19 protein-coding genes are annotated in these 21854 nt (G+C 71.4%); 16 read left to right on the top strand and 3 right to left on the bottom strand.

Annotated elements, in window-relative coordinates:
- Positions 1-21 precede the first annotated feature (21 nt).
- The 6 genes from rpsD (at position 22) to OED52_RS15095 (ending at position 5272) form a co-directional block, all read left to right on the top strand.
- On the top strand, positions 22-627 hold the full coding sequence (gene rpsD / locus OED52_RS15120) for a 30S ribosomal protein S4 (RefSeq protein WP_264151678.1): 606 nt from the start codon (positions 22-24) through the stop codon (positions 625-627).
- A 135-nt stretch (positions 628-762) separates the two neighbouring features.
- Entirely contained in the window at positions 763-1824 is a 1062-nt protein-coding gene (locus OED52_RS15115) for a DNA-directed RNA polymerase subunit alpha (protein WP_241386079.1), read from the top strand.
- A 30-nt stretch (positions 1825-1854) separates the two neighbouring features.
- A complete protein-coding gene (rplQ, locus tag OED52_RS15110; RefSeq protein WP_264151677.1) occupies positions 1855-2409 on the top strand; it encodes a 50S ribosomal protein L17 in 555 nt (184 codons plus the stop codon).
- A 65-nt stretch (positions 2410-2474) separates the two neighbouring features.
- On the top strand, positions 2475-3311 hold the full coding sequence (truA, locus tag OED52_RS15105; RefSeq protein ID WP_264151676.1) for a tRNA pseudouridine(38-40) synthase TruA: 837 nt from the start codon (positions 2475-2477) through the stop codon (positions 3309-3311).
- Positions 3312-3349: 38 nt separating this feature from the next.
- A complete protein-coding gene (locus tag OED52_RS15100) occupies positions 3350-4348 on the top strand; it encodes an alpha/beta hydrolase (RefSeq protein WP_264151675.1) in 999 nt (332 codons plus the stop codon).
- Between the two features lie 351 nt (positions 4349-4699).
- Positions 4700-5272: an NADPH-dependent FMN reductase gene (locus OED52_RS15095; RefSeq protein WP_264151674.1), complete on the top strand. Its 573-nt coding sequence runs from the start codon at positions 4700-4702 to the stop codon at positions 5270-5272.
- Here the strand turns inward: OED52_RS15095 and eccE are convergent.
- Entirely contained in the window at positions 5260-6891 is a 1632-nt protein-coding gene (gene eccE / locus OED52_RS15090) for a type VII secretion protein EccE (RefSeq protein WP_264151673.1), read from the bottom strand. The genes OED52_RS15095 and eccE overlap by 13 nt on opposite strands.
- A 107-nt stretch (positions 6892-6998) precedes the next feature.
- On the opposite strand from eccE, the gene eccB reads away from it, so the two are divergent.
- On the top strand, positions 6999-8453 hold the full coding sequence (eccB, locus tag OED52_RS15085) for a type VII secretion protein EccB (RefSeq protein WP_264151672.1): 1455 nt from the start codon (positions 6999-7001) through the stop codon (positions 8451-8453).
- 4 nt (positions 8454-8457) lie between these two features.
- Here the strand turns inward: eccB and mycP are convergent, their stop codons facing one another.
- Entirely contained in the window at positions 8458-9816 is a 1359-nt protein-coding gene (mycP, locus tag OED52_RS15080; protein WP_413247671.1) for a type VII secretion-associated serine protease mycosin, read from the bottom strand.
- Complete coding sequence (eccD, locus tag OED52_RS15075) at positions 9813-11291, bottom strand: type VII secretion integral membrane protein EccD (protein WP_264151670.1); 1479 nt, start codon at positions 11289-11291, stop codon at positions 9813-9815. Before eccD ends, mycP begins: the two co-directional genes overlap by 4 nt.
- Positions 11292-11464: 173 nt before the next feature.
- On the opposite strand from eccD, the gene eccCa reads away from it, so the two are divergent.
- The 9 genes from eccCa to OED52_RS15030 all read left to right on the top strand — a co-directional run bounded on the left by eccCa (position 11465) and on the right by OED52_RS15030 (position 21842).
- Entirely contained in the window at positions 11465-15454 is a 3990-nt protein-coding gene (eccCa, locus tag OED52_RS15070) for a type VII secretion protein EccCa (RefSeq protein ID WP_264151669.1), read from the top strand.
- A complete protein-coding gene (locus tag OED52_RS15065) occupies positions 15451-16947 on the top strand; it encodes a type VII secretion-associated protein (protein ID WP_264151668.1) in 1497 nt (498 codons plus the stop codon). The genes eccCa and OED52_RS15065 overlap by 4 nt, the downstream gene beginning before the upstream one ends.
- A gap of 139 nt (positions 16948-17086) precedes the next feature.
- A complete protein-coding gene (locus tag OED52_RS15060; RefSeq protein ID WP_264151667.1) occupies positions 17087-17446 on the top strand; it encodes a WXG100 family type VII secretion target in 360 nt (119 codons plus the stop codon).
- Between the two features lie 51 nt (positions 17447-17497).
- Complete coding sequence (locus tag OED52_RS15055; protein ID WP_264151666.1) at positions 17498-17788, top strand: WXG100 family type VII secretion target; 291 nt, start codon at positions 17498-17500, stop codon at positions 17786-17788.
- A 356-nt stretch (positions 17789-18144) separates the two neighbouring features.
- On the top strand, positions 18145-18588 hold the full coding sequence (gene rplM / locus OED52_RS15050; protein WP_264151665.1) for a 50S ribosomal protein L13: 444 nt from the start codon (positions 18145-18147) through the stop codon (positions 18586-18588).
- Positions 18585-19091, top strand: a complete 507-nt coding sequence (gene rpsI, locus OED52_RS15045; RefSeq protein ID WP_264151664.1) for a 30S ribosomal protein S9 — start codon at positions 18585-18587, stop codon at positions 19089-19091. Before rplM ends, rpsI begins: the two co-directional genes overlap by 4 nt.
- 149 nt (positions 19092-19240) lie before the next feature.
- Complete coding sequence (glmM, locus tag OED52_RS15040) at positions 19241-20584, top strand: phosphoglucosamine mutase (protein WP_264151663.1); 1344 nt, start codon at positions 19241-19243, stop codon at positions 20582-20584.
- A gap of 83 nt (positions 20585-20667) precedes the next feature.
- Positions 20668-21006, top strand: a complete 339-nt coding sequence (locus OED52_RS15035) for a type VII secretion target (RefSeq protein WP_264151662.1) — start codon at positions 20668-20670, stop codon at positions 21004-21006.
- A complete protein-coding gene (locus tag OED52_RS15030; RefSeq protein WP_264151661.1) occupies positions 21003-21842 on the top strand; it encodes a hypothetical protein in 840 nt (279 codons plus the stop codon). Before OED52_RS15035 ends, OED52_RS15030 begins: the two co-directional genes overlap by 4 nt.
- Positions 21843-21854: the final 12 nt, after the last annotated feature.

The raw sequence follows: 21854 nt of genomic DNA, 5'->3' as shown, positions 1-21854 counted from the left end.
GGGAAAGGAAGGTAAAGAAGAATGGCTCGTTATACCGGTCCTGTCACCCGTAAGTCGCGTCGTCTCCGTGTCGACCTCGTCGGAGGCGACCAGGCGTTCGAGCGTCGCCCCTACCCGCCGGGCCAGCACGGCCGCGCGCGGATCAAGGAGAGCGAGTACCTGCTCCAGCTGCAGGAGAAGCAGAAGGCCCGCTTCTCCTACGGCGTCATGGAGAAGCAGTTCCGTCGTTACTACGAGGAAGCCGCCAGCCGCCCCGGCAAGACCGGTGAGGTGCTGCTGTCCATCCTCGAGTCGCGTCTGGACAACGTCGTCTACCGTGCGGGCCTCGCCCGCACGCGTCGTCAGGCCCGCCAGCTGGTGAGCCACGGCCACTTCCTGGTCAACGGCAAGAAGGTCGACATCCCCAGCTACCGCGTCTCGCAGTACGACATCATCGACGTCCGCGAGAAGTCGCTGAGCACGCTGCCCTTCCAGGTCGCCCGCGAGACCCAGGGCGAGCGCCCGGTTCCGGGTTGGCTGCAGGTCGTCGGTCCGCGTCTGCGGGTGCTGGTCCACCAGCTCCCCGAGCGCGCCCAGATCGACATCCCGCTGCAGGAACAGCTGATCGTCGAGTACTACTCGAAGTAAGACACACCGCGTGTCCCGGTCCGCCCGGATCGGGCACGACTTCGTGTCACGGTGTCCTCCGGCCCGACCGGGCCGGTGGGACATCACTCCATCCACTAGGGCGTCATATGGCGGACGCCCACAAGGAGGCAACAGATGCTCATCTCTCAGCGACCCACGCTGACCGAAGAGGTCATCGCTGAAAACCGCTCGAAGTTCGTCATCGAGCCGCTCGAGCCTGGCTTCGGGTACACCCTCGGCAACTCGCTTCGTCGCACCCTGCTCTCCTCGATCCCGGGCGCGGCCGTCACCAGCATCCGCATCGACGGCGTGCTCCACGAGTTCACCACGGTTCCGGGCGTGAAGGAGGATGTCACCGACATCATCCTGAACCTCAAGGGCCTCGTGGTCAGCTCGGAAGAGGACGAGCCGGTCACCATGTACGTCCGCAAGCAGGGACCCGGCACCGTCACGGCCGGCGACATCGTGCCCCCGGCCGGTGTCACCATCCACAACCCGGACCTGCACATCGCCACCCTGAACGACAAGGGCAAGCTGGAGATCGAGCTCGTCGTCGAGCGCGGTCGCGGTTACGTTCCCGCCGTGCAGAACAAGGCGTCCGGCGCCGAGATCGGCCGTATCCCGGTCGACTCGATCTACTCGCCGGTGCTCAAGGTGACGTACAAGGTGGAGGCCACCCGCGTCGAGCAGCGCACCGACTTCGATCGGCTGATCCTCGACGTGGAGACCAAGAACTCCATCAGCGCGCGGGACGCGCTCGCCTCGGCGGGCAAGACCCTCGTGGAGCTCTTCGGTCTGGCTCGTGAGCTGAACGTCGAAGCAGAAGGCATCGAGATCGGTCCCTCGCCCGCCGAGGCCGACCACATCGCCTCCTTCGGACTTCCGATCGAGGACCTCGACCTCACGGTCCGGTCCTACAACTGCCTCAAGCGCGAGGGTGTCCACACCGTCGGCGAGCTCGTGGCACGGACGGAGTCCGATCTGCTCGACATCCGCAACTTCGGCCAGAAGTCCATCGACGAGGTCAAGGTCAAGCTGCACTCGCTGGGCCTGTCGCTCAAGGACAGCCCTGCGTCGTTCGATCCCAGCACGGTTGCCGGCTACGACGCCGCGACCGGCACCTGGAGCGACACCGACGCCGGCTCCTTCGGTGACAACGACGGCAACGAGGACTACGCCGAGACCGAGCAGCTGTAGCAGCTCACGGTCCGTTACTAGGAGAAAATCATGCCCAAGCCCAAGAAGGGCGCCCGTTTCGGCGGGTCGGCCTCGCACCAGAAGGCGATCTTCGCCAACCTGGCCACCGCGCTCTTCGAGCACGGCCGCATCACCACCACCGAGGCCAAGGCCAAGGCCCTGCGGCCCTACGCCGAGAAGCTCGTCACGCACGCCAAGGCCGGCTCGCTGGCCTCGCGTCGTGAGGTGCTGAAGGTCATCCGCAACAAGGACGTCGTCCACAAGCTGTTCGCGGAGATCGGTCCCTCCTTCGAGGACCGCAACGGTGGCTACACCCGCATCATCAAGACGGTGCCGCGCAAGGGCGACAACGCCCCCATGGCCATCATCGAGCTGGTGCGTGAGAAGACCGTCACCTCCGAGGCCGATCGCGCTCGCCGTGTCGCCGCCTCGCAGGCCGCCACCGACGACAACGCGGTCGAGGCCGTCGAGGCCGAGGCCACCGAGGCCGAGGTCGCGAACGCCGACGCCGTCGCCGAGGGTGTCGAGGACACCAACGCCACGGCTGCCGACGCAACCGAGGCGGACGAGGCCAAGAAGGACTAGTCCTCTTGGTTTCGGCATCCGCTGAAGCTCACGAGCCCGCCGTCCCTTCCGAGGGCGGCGGGCTCGTGGCTTCTCACGAGACGACACGTCTGCGACTCGACATCTCCTACGACGGCACCGACTTCTCGGGCTGGGCCCGGCAGCCGGGCCGCCGGACGGTGTGCGGCGAGATCGAGGAGAAGCTCTCCGCGATCGTCCGCACCCCGGTGCTGCTCACCGTCGCCGGGCGCACCGACGCGGGGGTGCACGCCTCCGGCCAGGTCGCCCACGTCGACGTACCCACCGCGGCGCTGCCCGACGACCTCGAGCGGCTGGTGCGCCGGCTCGCCCGCTTCCTGCCGCGCGACGTGCGCGTCACCCGGATCTCGGTGGCGCCGGAGCACTTCGACGCCCGTTTCTCCGCGATCCGGCGGCACTACGAGTACCGCCTGACCACCGCGGTCTACGGTGCCGAGCCGCTGCGGGCCCGCGACACGGTGGCGTGGCCGAAGAAGGTCGACGTCGACGCGATGCAGCGCGCCTCGCGCTCGCTGCTGGGTCTGCACGACTTCGCGGCCTTCTGCAAGCGACGCGAGGGCGCGACGACGGTGCGCGAACTGCAACGGTTCGACTGGACCTACGAGGACGACATCCTCACGGCGTACGTCAGTGCCGACGCCTTCTGCTGGTCGATGGTGCGCAGCCTCGTCGGTGCCGCGCTGGCGGTGGGCGAGGGACGGCGCACGGTGGAGTGGATGACCGGGCTGCTCGACGAACGCGAACGTGCGGCATCGGTCGCGGTGGCACCGGCTCACGGCCTGTCACTGGTCCGCGTCGACTACCCTGCTGACGAGGACTTGGCCGCGCGTAACGCTGCGACGCGGGAGATGCGCGGGCCGATCACGCCCGGGTGTTGTGGATGAAAGGGACGAGCTTGCGAGCACGACGGTATGGACTGGCGATGACGATCGGGGCGCTGGCGGCGTCCTCCCTCGCACTGGCGGGACCGGCGATCGCCCACGCCGAGAGCGCGCCGGCCTCGGCTGCCGGTGAGACCGCCTCACAGCCCGCGACCCTCGAACGCATCGAGAAGCACACCGAGCAGGACTGGTCGCTGTTCGTGTACTCGCCGTCGATGGACCGCACCATCGAGCTGCAGGTGCTCCGTCCGGCGGACACCAGCGAGCCGCGGCCGGTGCTGTACCTGCTCAACGGTGCCGGTGGTGGCCAGGACCGTGCGAACTGGCGGGAGCAGACCGACGTGGTCGAGTTCTTCTCCGACAAGAACGTCAATGTCGTCACGCCGATCGGTGGTGCCTTCAGCTACTACACCGACTGGCTCGAGGACGATCCGGTGCTCGGCCGCAACAAGTGGGAGACCTTCCTGACGAAGGAGATCCCCCCGCTGGTCGACGACGTGCTCGGCACCAGCGGCCGCAACGCGATCGCGGGCATGTCGATGTCGGCGACCTCGGCGCTGGCCCTGGCCGAGAAGGCACCGGAGCTCTACGAGGGTGTCGCCTCCTACAGCGGTTGCGCGGAGACCGCCTCGCCCGCCGGTGCCCGCTACGCGGAGATCGTCGTGTCCCTGGGCGGCGGCGAGGTGGAGAACATGTGGGGTCCGATCCGTGGGACGCACTGGGTCGAGCAGGACGTCGTCCGCAATGCCGAGAAGCTGCGCGGCAAGGCCGTCTTCGTGTCGGCCGGCAGCGGCATGCCGGGTGAGGTCGAACTGCGGGCGTGGGAGCAGTCCGGCGTCGCGGTGCTGCCCGACGTCGCCACCCTCGGGATCATCGAGGCCAACGTGCACGACTGCACCAACCGTCTGCGCACGGCACTGGATCAGGCGGGTGTGACCGCCACCTACTCGGTCCGTCCCGACGGCACCCACACCTGGGGTTACTGGGAGGACGCGCTGCACGACTCGTGGCCCGTGCTCGCCGAGGCCATCGGGGCCTGAGGCCGGCGACGACGAAGGGGCGGGTGGGAATCGAGGATTCCCACCCGCCCCTTTCTCGTCGACCTGTGTCGAGAGTCGGATCAGAGCAGGGCGCTCAGAGCCGAGAGAAGCTGCTCGAGCAGATCGCCCAGGGAGCTGAGAAGCATGGGATTACCTCCAGTCGATACGGATATGGACGTTTGTCCACATCGATGATTCAAGATCACGGGCGTGCTCCGATGCAAAGCGAGACGCTGTGATGTTTCACAGACCGACTGGTAAGCGACGAACGTGAATCACAAGAACTGCCGGGTGCGGCGGCGCGATCGAACCCGATCCGGACAAGCGGGAGACCCGCCTAACATCGACCGCATGGTCTCCGCAGCGCACGACCCCCTCCGGCTCGAGATCGTCGTCGCGAGCGTCCGCGCCGGCCGCATCGCTCCCGTCGTCGCGAACTGGTTCGCCGCGACCGCCCGGCAACGCCCCGAGTTCGACGTCCGTGTCCTCGACCTCGCCGAGACCCCGCTCCCGCAGGACCTCTCCGGCGGACCCGAGGCCGAGGCGTTCACCCGGCGCATCGACGCGGCGGACGCCTTCGTCGTCGTCACCTCCGAGTACAACCACGGTTATCCCGCCGCCCTGAAGACCGCCATCGACACGGTCAAGCACGAATGGCGAACCAAGCCGGTCGGTTTCGTTTCCTACGGAGGCCTGTCGGGCGGACTGCGGGCGGTCGAACAGTTACGGCAGGTGCTCGTGGAGGTCCATATGGTGCCGGTCCGTCAATCGGTGAGCTTCCACCGCGTCAAGCACGCCTTCGCGCCCGACGGCACCACCACCGACGACGCCGCGATCGACGGCGCCGAACGCATGCTCGACCAGATCGCTTGGTGGGCCCGCACGGTGCGCGCCGGCCACGAACTCGGACGCTATCCGGGCTGACCCGGCCCGGCGGCGCTCGCGAACCCCACCGCCCGCGACCGCGCGAGATGCGCGGACTCCTCCGCGATCGTCACCAGATTCAAGGTGGTACGCGTGCCACCGCCGGCGAGCATCACCCGGTCTCCCACGGCACCCGGCTGCAGCAGCGACACCGTCGGCGCCTCCCGCGGCCACTCGTCCGGATGCGAGTGCACGTGGATCGCCGTGACGTGCGGAGGAATCGAGACGGGCCGGACACCGTCGAACACGACCGTGTCGAACTCGCGGTCGTCGGGATGCTCCCCGGCGATCTGCAACCGATCCGGCCCGGCCGCACCGGACGTCAGCGTGCGCCAGACCACCGGCCGGTCGGTGTACAGGACGACCCGAGCACCCACCGCCACCGCCCGGAACACCACCTGCTGCGCCAGGTACAACTCACCCGCCAGATACACCGATCGCACGCCGGGCCCGGTCAGGCGCGCGGTGACCGCCCGGCCGTCGTCGTCCGAACCGATCAGCTGTCCGCACCCACCGGCCGGCAGTGCGAGCGCATCCAGTTCCTCCGGCGCCGTCTCCCGCAACGGCACCAGCGACTCCGGCCCGGGAACACCGAAGGGGAGTGCCGCGGTGAAGGATTCGCGATGACGGCCGTGGGACGGTCGCAGCCCCGGAACCGTCGGTGCTTCGGGGGCGGACGTGGTGAACCGGACGAGCGCACCCGCCCGGACCGCTCCGTGCTCGGCCGGCCGCAGCCGCACCACCACCGTCGACGACAGAGCGGCCCGGCTCCACACCGCCGTGAGGGTCGCCCGGCAGACACGGCGCGGATCGATCGCCCCGCCCGTGTCGGCACCCACCGGGAGCAGCACCTGCCGCCGGGTCTGCTCGAGCTCCGTCACCGGCACACCGTGCGCGATCCGCAGTGCGGCCTGCTCGATCTCGCGGGCGGTCAGCAGCCGCGCGGCGTACCCCCCGTCCGCGAGCGCGCGAATCACCCGGCGCGCGGCCGCGATCACCGTCCGGGCGACCCCCTCGGTGCCACCGCCCCTGCGTGCCACCGCCTCCGGGCAGCTCGTGGCATCGAGCCGGAGGACCAGCCGCACCACCCGATCCGCCGCGGCGGGAAGCGGCCCCACGAGATGCGCGTAGGCCCGACCGGCCGGGGTTCCGTCGTGCACCCGCCGCCCGTGTACGACGACATCGATCCCGTCCAGCACGACGTCGTGGCGGCGCAGGCACGCCGCGATCGCGCCGAGCGGAAGCACCGCGTCGGTCTCCTCGTTGTCGCGTCCGAGCCGGACGACCGGACCCGCCGGTGGCAGCACCTCCACCACGGCGGTCACGAACGGCCCGTCCCACCGCAACCCGACGGGACCGCCCGCCGCCGGGGTGAAATCGCGCAGCAGCCCGGGCACCGGAACCGGCGCGGAGCGGAACCGCACGGCCGAGACGACGAGATCGAACAGACCGCGGCCGCGCACCCGCACCAGGCACATACCGGCCGCACCCACGGCGATCCCCGTCGCCACCGGCACCGAGGCGCCGAGAACCAGAGCGGCGGCCCAGATCGCGACCCCCAGACACTGCGCGACCGGCAGCCCGACGTCCCCGCTCCACGACACAGCGGCTCGTTGCATGTATCCCCCCGAACGACCACCGGCAGGCATTCGGACGCGATGCCGGTTTTCCCGACGGGGACTGTACTGTGTTGCGGCAGACAACGTGCCGTACAGGGGGGATATGGATGGCAGCGCAGCCGACCACGCGATGGCAGGTCAGCGGATACCGGTTCCTGGCACGGCGGATGGACCACGCCCTGGTGCGCCGCGACGTGCGGATGATCCACGACCCCATGCGATCCCAGGCGCGGGCGCTCGCCGTGGGGGTGGTCGTCGCCTGCGTCGTGCTCGCCGGATGCGCGGCGCTCGCGCTGTTCCGCCCGCAGGACCGGATCGGGGACGCCTCGATCGTCGTCGGACGCGACTCCGGGGCGCTGTACGTCGCGATCGACTCCACCTTCCACCCCGTGCTCAATCTCGCGTCGGCGCGCCTGATCCTCGGATCACCGGCCGAACCCGCAGTGGTCGCCGACGGTGAACTCGCGAACCGGCCCCGTGGGCCGCTCGTGGGCATCCCGGGTGCCCCCTCGTCGCTGGCCCACGACCCCGACGAGACGCCGTGGACCGTGTGCGACAGTCTCGACCCCAACGGCCTGCGTCCCACCGGCGCCGCGGTGCTCATCGGCGACCCGGTCCACCGCTCCGGGGCCGTCCTCGCCGACGACGAGGCCCTGCTCGTCACCGCCGAGGGGCGCTACCACCTGCTCTACGAGGGGCGCCGCGCCGAGATCGACCCCGGCGAACGGGCTCTCGTGCGGCTGCTCGGCGTCGACGTCGCGCGGGCCCGCCCCGTGAGCCCGGGACTGCTCGCGGCCGTCCCCGAGGTTCCCGCCTTCACCGCCCCCGTGATCGACGGCGCCGGCGACCTGCCCGACGTACCGGTGCCCGACGCCCGGATCGGCACGGTGCTCGCCGTCGCCGAACCCGACGGGCAGAGCTACCACGTCGTGCTGCGCGCCGGGGTCCAGCGGATCTCCCGCGCCACCGCCTATCTCCTCCACTTCTCGAACTCCCTCGGCTCGTCCGAGATCCCGGTCGTGCCACCGGACGTGCTCCGCGACGCACCGGTGGTGCACGAACTCGCCGTCGACACCTTCCCGGCCGCGGTACCGCGGATCGTCGACCCCGCCGACCGTCCCGTCGCCTGCACCACCTGGGAGCCCGGCCGGGGCGAGGACGATCGGTACCGGTCCTCGTCGACGCTCTCGGCCGGAACCGCCCTGCCGATCGCCGAGGACGCGGTGCCGGTGGTTCCCGCGCAGGCCGACGGCGCGGGTCCGAACATCGACGCGGTACACATCCCACCGGGCCGTGGCCGGTACGTGCAGACGACCTCGCTGACACCCGACACCGACCGTCTCGGCTCGCTGTTCTACGTCGCCGACACCGGGGTCCGCTACGGCATCACCGGCGCGGAAGCGGCTCGGGCGCTGGGATTCTCGGACACACCGGTCCGGGCACCCTGGCCGATCGTGCAACTGCTGGCCCCGGGACCGGCACTCGGACGGAAGGAAGCGCTGCTCGCCCACGACGGGGTGGCACCCGATCCGCGGCCCGCCCCCGTCCGCGCCGGAGGCTGACCGATCAGGCCCGACCCCGCGCGCGTCGCAGCGCCGGGGACGCCAGGGCGAGACCGGCGACCGAAGCCGCCACCACCGCTGCGGAGGCGACGAGCGCGACCGTGCGCGGCCGGGTGTCGGGCGGCGGGGGAGCGGCCGGTTCGGCGACGGGCACCGGCGCAGCGGGGATCTCGCGCTGTGCCGGCAGCGGGGCGGTGACCGCCGCGAGGGGATCGACGACGCCGTAACCCACCCGCGGATTCCAGCCCTCGGCGGGTTGATGAGCGGTCGCCTCGATGCGCGCCATCACCTCCCGGGCGTTCAGCTGCGGATGATGCGCCCGCACCAGCGCGACGGTCGCGGAGACCAGGGGCGTCGCGAAACTCGTCCCCGACACCGGCCGAGCCCCCTGCGGACCGGGAACCCGGTCGGCGAGACCGCCGGTGCCCGGATTGAGGGAGACCGACACGCTGCCGGGTGCCGCGACGTCCACCCACGGTCCGGGCAGGCTGTAGTCCGCCGGGGTGCCGTCGTCCTCCACCGCACCGACGGTCAGGACGTAGTCGTCGTACCAGGCCGGAGACGCCAACGTGACCACCGAATCCCACGGATCGGACCCGGGAGCGGCCGGATCCACCGAACCCGGATTCCCGCCGCTGCACGAGTCGAGATTGCCGGCCGCCGCGACGACCACCGCGTCCTCCACCTCGGTGGCGTACTGCACCGCGGCGCCGAGCGGACCGTCCGCGAGACCCTCGACGACGTTCCGGCACGCGACCTCCGAGATGTTGATGACCGTCGCACCGAGGGCTGCCGCGCGCCGCACCGCCATCGCCAGCGTACGCACGTCCCCGTAACCCGAGGCGTTGCGCGCGGCGTCGTCGTCCGAACGGGACCGATCGGCGAAATGACCACTGGACTGCCGGATCGCGAGCAGTTTCACACCGGGGGCACCTCCGGAGAAACCGGACTCGGGACGCGGCTGCGCCGCGATCAGACCGGCGACGAGTGTGCCGTGCGCATCGCAGTCGTCGGTGCCGTCGCCGGAGGTCACGAAGTCGCCACCGGGAGAGACCTCCGGCAGACGCGGATGCGGACGAACCCCGGTGTCGATCACCGCCACCAGCTGCCCTTCCCCGCGGGTGATCGGCCAGACCGATGCGAAGTCGAGGATCCGCTGCGCGGCCGGGACCTGCGGGTCGTCGGGAGCGTCGGGCAGCTCCGCACACAGGACCCGTTGCTCGGTCGGTTCGGGAGGCGCCGCCACCGCGCCGGACGGCAGCAGCGACGGATCGGGCACCGGGGGTGCCGCGGCGGCGGACCCGCCTCCCAGAAGGAACGCCACGACGACGGCGGCACCACCGCGGAGCGACCGCACCCTCACAGACCCCGCACGGCCGAGTAGAGATCGGCCACCCAGCACGCCGACGGTACGACCGCCGCGATGCACGCGTACTCGACGATCTCGGCGATCCGGCGGTGCACCGGCGTGAACGTGCGCCGTGGTGCGACCACACCCAGCAGGAACGCCCCGCACGCCGACGTGACCGCCGCCCCGAACACGACCCACGGGGGCGCCACCGCGAAGACGGCGGCCCCGGCGAGCAGACCGAGCAGCAGCACCGCACCCCCGGCCACCAGCGGCGCCGCCTGCGCCGCCGCGGTGTACGTGCGGCCCCGGAACATCAGCACCGCCGCCGCCGCGACCCCGAGCCCGATACCGGGGAGGAAGGGATCACCGTCCACGGGGAGCGCCGCGAGCCAGGCTCCGGCGGTCGCGAGCGCCACCACCGCGTAGAGCACACCGGTGAGGTAGGCGCGTGCTCGTGCCGCTCGGGCCTCGAGTTCGTCCAGGGAGGGAAGTTCGGTCCCGCTGCCCGTTGCCCCGCTCCCCGCGGTCCCGTCGCCCGTGGTTTCCGGGTCCAGAGGAGCGCCGGGCGCGGGCACGGAGGGGATCGGCAGGCGCGCGGCGACACCCGCCAGCCGGGGCGCCAGCCCGGCGAGCACCACCGCCGCCACGACGCCACCGGCCCCGAGCGCCCGCACACCCACGTCCAGGGTCGTGGCGAGGACGCTGCCGAGTGCCAGGGCGGCCGAGATCGCGGCGAGAGCGGTGAACACGGTCACCCCCGTGCGCACGACCCGCAGCGCGAACACCGCGACCACCCCGGTGAGCGTGGCTCCGAGAAGCAGTCCGGGAGCGCCGATCCCGCCGGGCACCAGCACCGCACCGGCGGTGAACGCCGTTGGGAGCGAGCACAGTCCGACGGCGGTCGCGGTGCGGTCGTCGCCGTGCAGGCGGGTGAGGATCGCGGAGGTGGGGACGAGCACCAGTGACAGTGCCGCACACACCACGCCCGTCACGATCCGGGTGATGCCGTCGGGCAGGAACAGCGACGGCGCACAGCCTACGGCGACCGTGAGCGGGGCCAGGATCGCCGCGATCAGACCCGCGGGCCCGGAACCCCACGGCACCGACTCCCGGTCCGACGCTGCGACGCTGTACATCACGTCGTCGAAGAGCGGTGGGGGAGCAGGTGAGCCGGCATCACCGAGAACCAGCATCTCCCCGTCGCGGATTCCGTGCTCGTCGAGGGTCAGGGCGCCGGACAGCGGCTCCCGCCCGAGGCGGCCGAGGGTCCAGGCGTCGGGCCGGGTGCGTTCCGGTGTCGCGTCGAACTCGTTGTCCCGCCGGTGCCCCGCCACGAGATCGACGAGACCCGGCAGCAGAAGGGCCACCGGAACATCCACCGGCAACGCGAGATCGACCTCCGTGTGACGGGCGAGCACTGTGATCCGGCACAGTGCCGGCGCACCTACCGAACCCGCCGGCCCGGATCGCACACGCACAGAAGTCATCGGCTCTCGGTCCCCCCACTGCTCCGTCCGAACGACGCAGACCATACGACATCGTCCCGTCGTCGTCCCAGCCGATCCTCCCGCACCCCAGTGGGAAACAGTGATCCGGTGCGCTACTCTTCCACGACCGTGGGGTCGTAGGGGGCGGCCGACGGCGTTCTTGGGGGGTGAACGTGAGTACCGTGCGATTCGTGCGCAGGCCGCGCCGGGAGGCGCCCCGCGTGCCCGCCGGCGAGGTGAGTGTGCAACCGCCACCGGACATTCCCCGCTCCACCCCCGGCAACCTGCTCGCGAAACTGCTGCCGCTGGTCATGGTCGCCGCGATGATCGGCATGGTCGCCCTGATGTTCTCCTCGGGCATGGCCCGCAGCCCGATGGCGATGATCTTCCCCCTCATGATGGTCGTGTCCATGGTGGGCATGCTCGCCAACAGCGGCCGGGGCGCAGGAGCCAGGACCGCCGAGACGAACGAGGACCGCAAGGACTACCTGCGCTATCTCGACAAACTGCGGGGCGAGGTCTCCGAGACCGTGCGCGAACAACGCGACGCGCTGGAGTGGACCCACCCCGACCCGGAACTGTTGTGGACCCTCGCCGGCACCGTGCGGATGTGGGAACGCCGCATCACCGACCCGGATTTCGGGCACATCCGCGTCGGCCGCGGCGGACAGCGTCTCGCCACTCGGCTCGTCCCACCCGAGGCCGGCCCCGTGGAGGACCTCGAACCCGTCGCCGCCCTGTCGCTGCGCCGCTTCGTCCGGGTGCACTCGGTGGTCCCGGCGCTACCGACCGCGGTCTCGTTGCGCAGTTTCGCGACGATCGGCATCGACGGCGACCGGGAGGAGGCGCGCTCGCTCGCGCGGGCGATGCTCGCACAGTCCTGCACCTTCCACGGACCCGACACCGTGCGCGTGGCGGTGGTCTGCGGACCCGACACCGCCGGGGAGTGGGAGTGGGTCAAATGGCTTCCCCACGCGCAGGATCCGGAGGTGCGGGACGGGGTGGGCAGTGTGCGGACGATCTACGGGTCCGTGCTCGAACTCGAGACCGAGCTGGCGCCGCTGCTGGCCGGCCGCGGCCGGTTCGTCGGCAACGCCCCACCGGCCGAGGGTGTCGTCCACCTGGTGGTGGTCGTCGACGGTGGGGTCACCGGTTCCGGATCCGGTGTCCTCGAGGGCCGGCCCGACTCGGTCACCGTGCTCGATCTGTCCGGGCACCTGTCCCGTCCCGCGGCCGGACGCGGACTGCGGCTGCGGGTGGAGGGCGGACGGCTCGGGGCGGTCACGGGTACGACGGTGGACTTCTTCGCCGACGCCGACGATCTCAGCGCACCGCAGGCCCAGACCGTCGCGCGGCGCCTGGCGCCCTACCGACTTCCCGCCGGCGGGACCGCCGACGACACCGTCACCGACGACCGGCCCGCCACCTGGCAGGACCTGCTGGGACTGGGGGACGTCGCCCGGTTCGATCCCGTCCGGGCCTGGGCGCCGCGGCACGGGCGCGACCGGCTGCGGGTCCCGATCGGTGTCGGCGTCGACGGCGCCCCCGTCGAACTCGACCTCAAGGAGGCCGCCGAGAACGGTATGGGTCCGCACGGATTGTGTATCGGAGCAACAGGTTCCGGAAAAAGTGAGTTCCTGCGCACCCTGGTGCTCGGGCTGATCGCGACTCATCCACCGGAGGCTCTCAATCTCGTCCTCGTCGACTTCAAGGGCGGCGCAACCTTCCTCGGACTCGAATCGGTTCCCCACGTCGCGGCGGTCATCACCAACCTCGCCGACGAGGCCGCGATGGTCGACCGGATGAAGGACGCCCTCGAGGGCGAGATGAACCGCCGGCAGGAACTGCTCCGTGCCGCGGGGAACTTCGCCAACGTCGGCGACTACGAGAAGGCTCGCGCGGCAGGGGTGCCGCTCGATCCGCTGCCCGCCCTGTTCATCGTCGTCGACGAGTTCTCCGAACTGCTGTCGCAGCAACCCGACTTCGCCGACCTGTTCGTCGCCATCGGCCGGCTCGGACGGTCGCTGCACATGCACCTGCTGCTCGCCAGTCAACGCCTCGACGAGGGGCGGCTGCGCGGACTCGACAGCCACCTGTCCTACCGCATCGGCCTGAAGACCTTCTCCGCGAACGAATCCCGCAGCGTCCTCGGTGTACCCGACGCCTACCACCTGCCGTCGACCCCCGGCGTCGGCTACCTCAAGACCGACTCGGCCGACATCCAGAGATTCGACGCGGCGTACGTGTCCGGACCGTACCGACCCGGACGTGCGGTGCGACGGGAACGCTCGGCGGTGGTGGCCGGGGCGGCACGGCCACGGGTGTTCACCGCCCGGCCGGTGGCCGCCGATCCCGAACCTGTAGGGTCACCGGTCACCGAACCGATCCCGGTCCCCGCCGCGCAGGACGGCCGGACGGTGCTCGAGGTCGTCGTCGACCGGATCCGCGGGCACGGCACCCCCGCCCACGAGGTGTGGCTCCCGCCGCTCGACGAATCCCCCTCGCTCGACACGCTTCTGCCGCACACGGTGCTCACCGGGGCGGTGCCGCGCCGGGCGTCGCTGTGCACGGCGGTGGGGATCGTCGACCGCCCCTACGACCAGCGGCGCGACCCGCTCGTGGTCGACCTGTCGGGTTCGGCGGGCAACGTCGTGGTCGTCGGCGGTCCCCAGTCCGGCAAGTCGACGTTGCTGCGCAGCCTGATCGTGTCGGCGGCCCTCACCCACACCGCCGAGCAGGTGCAGTTCTACTGCCTGGACTTCGGTGGGGGAACACTGTCCTCACTGGCCGGGCTGCCGCACGTCGGGTCCGTCGCGGGTCGCCACGACGCCGACCGGGTGCGCCGTACCGTCGCGGAGGTGTCCTCCCTCCTGGCCCGGCGCGAACGTGCCTTCGCCGAAAGCGGAATCGAGTCGATGGCGCAACTGCGCGGCATGCGCGCCGACGGCACATCCGGTGCGGACACCGACCCGTTCGGGGACGTCTTCCTCGTCGTCGACGGATGGCCCGCGATTCGCCAGGACTTCGAGGCGCTCGAACAGACCATCGGCAGAATCGCCGTGCAGGGGCTCTCCTACGGCATCCACGTGGTGCTCACCGCCCCGCGGTGGGGAGACGTGCGGCCCGCCATGCGCGACCTGCTCGGGACCCGACTCGAACTGCGCCTCGGCGACCCGTCGGACTCCGAGTACGGCCGCAAACGCGCCGCGACGGTCCCGGAGGGCCGCCCCGGCCGGGGCATCGACCGCGACGGCCTCCACGTCCTCGCGGCCCTGCCGCGTGTCGACGGCAGTTCCGAGGTCGCGAATCTCGCGGTGGCCGTGGCCGCGGCGGTGGAGGCGATCGCCGCCGTCACCCCGGGACGCGCCGCTCCGCCGGTGCGGATGCTTCCCGACCGGCTCGATCGCTCCGACCTCCTCGCGATGCTGCCCACCGGCCGCCAGGCCGGACCCGGCGATCCCGTCGCGGCCCGGCTCTCCGTGCCCGTCGGAATCGACGAGTCCGAACTCGCGCCGGTGACGGTGGATTTCGCCGACAGCCCGCACCTGATGGTCTTCGGCGACTCCGGATGCGGCAAGACCGCGCTGTTGCGCACCGTCTGCCGCGGCCTGACGGAGGCGAACACCGGAGCGCAGGTCCGGATCGTCGTGGGGGACTACCGCCGCACGATGCTCGGTGTCGTCGAGGGCGGCCATCTCGGTGGTTACGCGCCCTCGCCGACCGTGCTGGCCGGCATGGCGAAGGAACTGGCGGGGATCTTCGAACGGCGGCTGCCCGGCCCGGAGACCACGCAGCAGCAACTGCGCGACCGGTCGTGGTGGACCGGCCCGGAGGTGTTCGTCGTGGTCGACGACTACGACATGGTGGCGACCTCGGGCCAGAACCCGCTGAGCCCGCTGCTCGACTACCTCCCGCAGGGCAAGGACATCGGCCTGCACCTCGTGGTCGCGCGGCGTTCCGGTGGTGCCGGCCGCGCCCTGTTCGAACCGGTGCTGGCGCGGCTGCGCGAACTGTCGAGCCCCGGCCTGATCATGAGCGGGAGCCGTGAGGAGGGTGTACTGCTGGGCGCGGTGAAGCCGTCGCCGATGCCCCCGGGCCGCGGAACGCTCGTGCGCCGCACCGGCACCACACTCGTGCAGACGGCCTGGACACCCGAGCCGTGACCGGACCGCAGGCCTTCGCCCCACCCGGTTTCGCCCTGCCCGCTTTCGTCCCACCCGCATTCGCACTGACGGCAGGAGCCGTCCACGTCCGATGGGCCGGGGTGACCCGGCGTGTCCCCGCCCTCGCCGCCCCGCTCGGCGACGGGTGGGTCTTCGGGGAGCAGGCAGGGCAGACGGACGAGGCGATCGACGTCGCCGCGCTCGTGCACGCACCGGCGCGGGCAGGCCGGCCGGAGACCGGGGACCTGCTGACCGGTCTCGTCGTGTACGCCGCGGCGACCGCCGGAACCCCGTCCGTGTCGGCGACGGTGGTCGCCGTGCACCCGACCGCGTGGAATCCGCGGCGCCGCGATCTCGTCCGTGCTGCGGCCCGGCAGGTCGCGGCCGATGCCTTTCTCGTCCCGGTCGCGGTGGCGGCCGGTCTCGTCGCGGCACCGGACACCCACGATCGGTGCGTGGTGGTCGAATTCGACGAATCCGGAGTCACCGCCACGAGCCTCGGCGCGACGGGACCGGGACGGCCCGTCGTCGACCAGGTCGCCCGGGATCCGGGACTGGACCCGCACCACCCCGATCTCGCCGTACGACTGCGCACCCTGCTCGACGCGGTGCTGCGGGGAAGTGAACCCGACGTGGTGGCCGTCGCGGGGGAGCCCGGCGAGCCCTCCGGCGTCGGGCTGCTCGCCCTGTTCGACGAGCCGCTCGGTCCGCACGTGCAGGTGGTGCCCGTCGCCGCGGCGGAGATGCTCGAGGCCCTGACGTCGGCACCGGACGAGGCGGCACAGGCGCCCCCGGACGCCGGAAGCGGGGCACCCGGATCGACGGTGCTGCCGTGGCTGCAGGAGGTCCGCACCCGCCCGCCGGAGTCCGGTAGGAGCGGGTGGATGCCCCGTGCGGTGGCGGCGACTCTGGTGGCCGCGGCCACGGCCGCCGTGATCGGCGGCGCGGTGTACCTGACCACGGGGCACGGGCCGGCACATGGACCGACGGAGACGGTCGCCGCGGACGATCCGGGGGACGAGGACGATACCGGGGACGAGGACTCGTCCGCGACCACCGGCAGTGTGCGCTCGGCCCGGTTCGAGATCGGGCCGGTGCACCTCGAACTGCCCGACGACTGGTACGTCCGCGACCCCGGCGCCTCGGCCCCGGGGCGGGTCGAACTGCTGCCCGGCGGGGGAACGGACCGGCGGATCCTCGTCGTCCACAGCACCCTGGCCGAGGGGGTGGACGCGGACCGGGTCGCCGAGGTGCTGACCGCGCGTGCCGCCGAACGTGCGGAGGTGATCCGGGATCTCGACACCGACACCACCTTCGGTGACCGCCGCGTCGTCGCCTACACCGAACTGCCCGACGGCTATTCGGTGGTGCGCTGGTCGGTCCTCGTGTTCCCCCGCCTGCAGGTGTCCGTGGGATGCCAGTACCTCGAGGGCGAGTGGAACGGCATCCGGAGCGAGTGCGAGCAGGCCGTCCACACCCTGGAGGCCGGATGACACGGAAAGTCCGGACTTTTCGGAAGAAGAGCGGAACCGATCCCCGGCGGGGTGCGTCCAACCAAGATGTAAGGCCCACCAGGTTCGGAGCGAACCGGGTGCACACAGCGAGAACCGGCGCCAGTGAAGGGAGTACGTCGTGACCCACCCCGACGGTAGTTCGAATTCGAATCAGGTGACCACCGATGTCGAGCTCATGGAAGTGGTTGCGGGACAACTGCAGGAGTCCCGCAACGAACTCGAGGCGACCCTCCGACAGTTGACCGGGGTGGTGCAGTCCGTGCCCACGGTCTGGCGGAGCGACTCCGCCACCCGGTTCACCGGGCTGATGGAGCGCTGGCAGACCAACAACACCGAATTGACGCGGGCCCTGGACGAACTCGCCGAGGCCGTCCGCACCAGCGGCCGCTCGTACGCCGCCGCCGTCGAGGAACAGGCACAGTCCCTGTCCGCGATCGACCCCGATGCGGGTTCCCTGCTCCACGGCTCGTTCGGCTGACGCCCGGCGTCACCCGACCCCACCCATTTCGACAAGCGAGGAGAACGATCGGTGACCGAGATCTACCAGGACTTCGGCGGCGTCGCGGAACTGCACGCCCAGCTCGTGTCCGGCCAGAGGGCGATCGAGACGACGCTCGACACCATCGAGCAGCAGGTGGCCCCGCTCGTCGCCACCTGGGAGAGCGACGCGAGGGACCGCTACCTCGCCACCCAGGAGCGTTGGAACAAGGCCGAGGCGGGCCTGATCCAGGTGCTGCACGACATCGGCCGTGCCGTGTCGAACGGTAACGACAACATGCGGGACGTCGAGCGGCTCAACGAGGCGCGGTTCGGCGGCTGAGCCGTCGGTTCGAATCCGGAGGGCCGAGCCCTCGATTCGAATCCGGAGGGCCGAGCCCTCGATTCGAATCCCGGAAACGAGCGGCGGGCCTTGGGGGAGGCGCCGCCGCAGGCGCGACGTCCCGGTCGGTGGAGAGGCCGCCGGGACGTCGTGGCCGGGGGAGCAGGGCGACCGGGTCGGGCAGCAGCCCCGGCTTTGACCCGTCCGGGGGCCGGCCGGTAGAGTGTCCCCTCGGCGTGTCGCACGTCGTCGTGCCTTCGAGCGCGGCGAACATCTCTCCCGGGTCCCAACTGGCCGCCGGGCGTGACCATCGTCGGCATGCGGGCCAGCAGCGAAACGATAGACGAGGAAGATCTGTGTCTACGTACACACCGAAAGCCGGCGACGTGACCCGTCAGTGGCACGTCATCGACGCCACTGATGTGGTGCTCGGCCGCCTCGCGGTGCAGGCGGCGAACCTGCTCCGTGGCAAGCACAAGCCCACTTTCACGCCGAACGTCGACGGTGGTGACTTCGTCGTCATCATCAACGCCGACAAGGTTGCCGTCTCCGGCAACAAGCGGACCGACAAGTTCCTCTACAGCCACTCCGGTCACCCGGGTGGTCTCCGCGCTCGTTCCGTCGGCGAGGTTCTCGACAAGAACCCCGACCGCCTCGTGGAGAAGGCCGTCACCGGCATGCTCCCGAAGAACAAGCTCGGCCGCGCCATGGCGAAGAAGCTGAAGGTCTACGCGGGCCCGAACCACCCCCACGCCGCGCAGCAGCCGGTGCCGTTCGAGATCAAGCAGGTGGCACAGTGACGACGCCCGAGGAACAGAACGTGAACCCCGAAGAGTACGTCGAGAACGTCGAGGTCGCCGCTGACGAGTACGTCGAGGACGTCGTCGTCGCGGAGCCTGCCGCCCCGATCGTGTTCGACCGCCCGGTCCAGACCGTCGGTCGCCGCAAGGAGGCCGTCGTCCGCGTCCGCCTCGTTCCCGGCACCGGCAAGTTCGTGCTCAACGGCCGCACCATCGAGGACTACTTCCCGAACAAGGTGCACCAGCAGCTCGTGAAGTCGCCGCTGGTGACCGTCGAGCGCGTCGAGCAGTTCGACATCCACGCTCGCCTCAACGGCGGCGGCCCGTCCGGTCAGGCAGGCGCCCTGCGTCTGGCGATCGCGCGTGCCCTCGTCGAGGTCAGCCCCGAGGATCGCCCCGCGCTCAAGCGCGCCGGCTTCCTCACGCGCGACGCGCGTGCCGTCGAGCGCAAGAAGTACGGCCTGAAGAAGGCCCGCAAGGCCTCGCAGTACTCCAAGCGCTGATGCGCTGCCGACACTGACACCGTCAGGGTCGGCACCTGTTCCACCACGAGAGCAGGCGTCGGTAGACGTTTCCTACCGGCGCCTGCTCTTGTGCATTCTGTCCACTATCGACACCCGCGGCGCGCGCCGCACACGAGGAGGGTGTGTACATGGGTCGGTTGTTCGGCACCGACGGAGTCCGGGGCTTGGCCAACGCCGAGCTCACAGTGGAGTTGGCCGTACGGCTCGCGGGAGCCGCGGCAGCGGTCCTGGCACCGCGGGACGCCGAGCGACGACCCGTCGCCGTCGTGGGACGCGACCCGCGCGCGAGCGGTGAGATGCTCGAGGCGGCCGTCACGGCCGGACTCACCTCGGCGGGTGTCGACGTGTTGTCGGTGGGGGTCCTGCCCACCCCGGCCGTCGCGTATCTCACCGCCGACTACGGCGCCGACATCGGTGTGATGATCTCCGCGTCGCACAACCCCATGCCCGACAACGGCATCAAGATCTTCGCCGCGGGCGGTCACAAGCTCGACGACGCCGTGGAGGACCGCATCGAGGCGGCACTGCACGGTGACGACGCGGATGCCCCGGCACGACCCGTCGGCGCCGGCATCGGACGTGTCCGCACCGCCCCCGACGCCCTCGACCGCTACCTCGCGCACCTGGCGGGCGCGGTGCAGCAGCCCCTCACCGGGGTGACCGTCGTGGTGGACTGCGCCCACGGCGCGGCCTCCCAGGCGGGACCGGCCGCCTACGCCGCCGCCGGCGCGCGGGTGATCGCTATCAACGCCGAACCCGACGGCCTGAACATCAACGACGACTGCGGTTCCACGCACCTCGCCGCCCTGCAGCAGGCGGTGCGCGAGCACGGCGCCGACCTCGGTCTCGCCCACGACGGCGACGCCGACCGGTGCCTCGCGGTGGACGCGTCCGGCGCCGTCGTCGACGGGGACGCCATCATGGCCGTCCTCGCGCTCGGCATGCACGAGGCCGGTGAGCTCCCGCAGAACACGCTGGTCGCCACCGTGATGAGCAATCTCGGTCTCCACATCGCCATGCGCAACGCGGGGATCGAGGTCCGCACCGTGGGCGTCGGCGACCGGTACGTGCTCGAGGAACTCCGTCGCGGAGGCTTCGGTCTCGGCGGTGAGCAGTCCGGGCACATCGTCCTGCCCTCCCACGGCACCACCGGCGACGGCGTGCTCACGGGCCTGCGCCTGATGGAGCGGGTCGCCGCGACCGGTCTGCCCCTCTCCAAGCTCGCCGCGGTGATGACCTCCCTGCCCCAGGTCCTCGTGAACGTCCCGGTCGGCGACAAGGCGGCCGTGGCCGCAGATCCCGCCGTCGCCGAGGCCGTCGCGGCCGCCGAGCGGGAACTCGGGGACACCGGACGGGTGCTGCTGCGCCCCTCGGGCACCGAGCAGCTCGTGCGGGTCATGGTCGAGGCCGCCGACGACGAGCAGGCCCGCGCGGTCGCCGAGCGCCTCGCCGGCCTCGTCGCCGCCGTCTGACCGGACAGCACCGGGACACGGGGAACCGATCCGCCGCCTGCTGCGTCCAACCTCGTCGAGAGGTATCCGACGGAGGAGGCGGCGTGACCACACCCCACGACACGGTCCGATTCGACGGTCCCGCGGTCCTCGCGATCGCGGCACGGCTGTCGGCGTCCGCGGACGACGTGGACCGCGAGGTACGCAGGGCGTTCGGGGCGATGACGAGCGGTGAACCCGCTCTCGGCCCGGAGCACCGGGAGAGCGGCGCCGGGTTCGCGGACGGACTCCGCCGCGTGCGTGCGGCCTGCGCGGGATGGGCCGCGGCGCTGCAGACCCACGCCGACGCCTTGCGGGCTGCCGCGGACCTCTACACCGACCACGAACTGCGGACCGTGACGGCACTGGCCGACACCGAACGGCCGCGGTCCCCGTGGTCGTGACCACCCCGGTGGATCCGGGCCGGATCCTCGACGCGGGAGCCGGGGGACTCCGGTTCGTGACCGACCATCTGCCGCTGCTGCACGCTCGCGGTCGCGCCACGGACCTCACCGCCGCCGACCTGCGGGTCCGTTACGATGAGCAGCGTCATCTCCCGCTGCAGGCACTCGCCGAGGACGCCGCCGTCGCGCGCACGCTCGCCGCACGGCTGGGGCGGCGGGTCGACGAGCAACACGGCCTGCTGGATCGGCTCGGGGAGGCCTGGGACGGCTCGGCCGCCGGATACGCCCGGGCGGAACTGCGCGCGACCATCGCGTGGGGTGCCGCCGCGCACCTCGCGACGGCGGCGCTGGCCGTCGCACTGGAGGCCGCGGTGGACTCCGTGGCCGGAGCATTGCGCGGGAAGGCACAGGCGATGGCCGCCTTCGAGCACGTCGACGTCGAGGTGTGCCCCGTCGAGGACCTCGTGACGCAGGTCGAAGAGGCGATCGAGGTGCTGATCGGAGCGTGCGACGACACCCGCCGGGCCGTCGAGGACACCTTCGCCGGGCTCGCCGAGGCGGTGCGGCAGGTCGCCGACACCGCGGAGACACCCACCGAACCGGTCGAGACGACGTCGGCCGGTGATGCGCCGCACCAGAACGATCCGCCACCCCGGGATGCTGCGCCGTCGCAGCCCGACACCCTCGGGCCGGCTGCGCCCGCGCTGCGGGTTCCGTCCCGCCGCGGCGCGGACGGAACGCCGGAGCGTGCTCCCACGACCGAGGACCACCCCGAGCCCCGAGCGGACGGTGACGAGGGGGACGGAGTGGTGCTCGCCGAGGCGGGCCCGCTGTGAACGGACGGTCCG

Origin of the sequence: Rhodococcus sp. Z13, from assembly GCF_025837095.1 — a bacterium.
Taxonomy (GTDB): Bacteria; Actinomycetota; Actinomycetes; order Mycobacteriales; family Mycobacteriaceae; genus Rhodococcus; species Rhodococcus sacchari.
The sequence above is the reverse complement of the archived record's forward strand: the minus strand, read 5'-3'. Positions and strand labels throughout refer to the sequence as shown.

What these genes read in the sequence shown, in the direction of transcription:
- rpsD (WP_264151678.1), top strand. Translation starts at nt 22, where the DNA reads ATGGCTCGTTATACCGGTCCTGTCACCCGTAAGTCGCGTCGTCTCCGT.
- OED52_RS15115 (WP_241386079.1), top strand. Translation starts at nt 763, where the DNA reads ATGCTCATCTCTCAGCGACCCACGCTGACCGAAGAGGTCATCGCTGAA.
- rplQ (WP_264151677.1), top strand. Translation starts at nt 1,855, where the DNA reads ATGCCCAAGCCCAAGAAGGGCGCCCGTTTCGGCGGGTCGGCCTCGCAC.
- OED52_RS15100 (WP_264151675.1), top strand. Translation starts at nt 3,350, where the DNA reads ATGACGATCGGGGCGCTGGCGGCGTCCTCCCTCGCACTGGCGGGACCG.
- OED52_RS15095 (WP_264151674.1), top strand. Translation starts at nt 4,700, where the DNA reads ATGGTCTCCGCAGCGCACGACCCCCTCCGGCTCGAGATCGTCGTCGCG.
- eccE (WP_264151673.1), bottom strand. Translation starts at nt 6,891, where the DNA reads ATGCAACGAGCCGCTGTGTCGTGGAGCGGGGACGTCGGGCTGCCGGTC.
- eccB (WP_264151672.1), top strand. Translation starts at nt 6,999, where the DNA reads ATGGCAGCGCAGCCGACCACGCGATGGCAGGTCAGCGGATACCGGTTC.
- eccD (WP_264151670.1), bottom strand. Translation starts at nt 11,291, where the DNA reads ATGACTTCTGTGCGTGTGCGATCCGGGCCGGCGGGTTCGGTAGGTGCG.
- glmM (WP_264151663.1), top strand. Translation starts at nt 19,241, where the DNA reads ATGGGTCGGTTGTTCGGCACCGACGGAGTCCGGGGCTTGGCCAACGCC.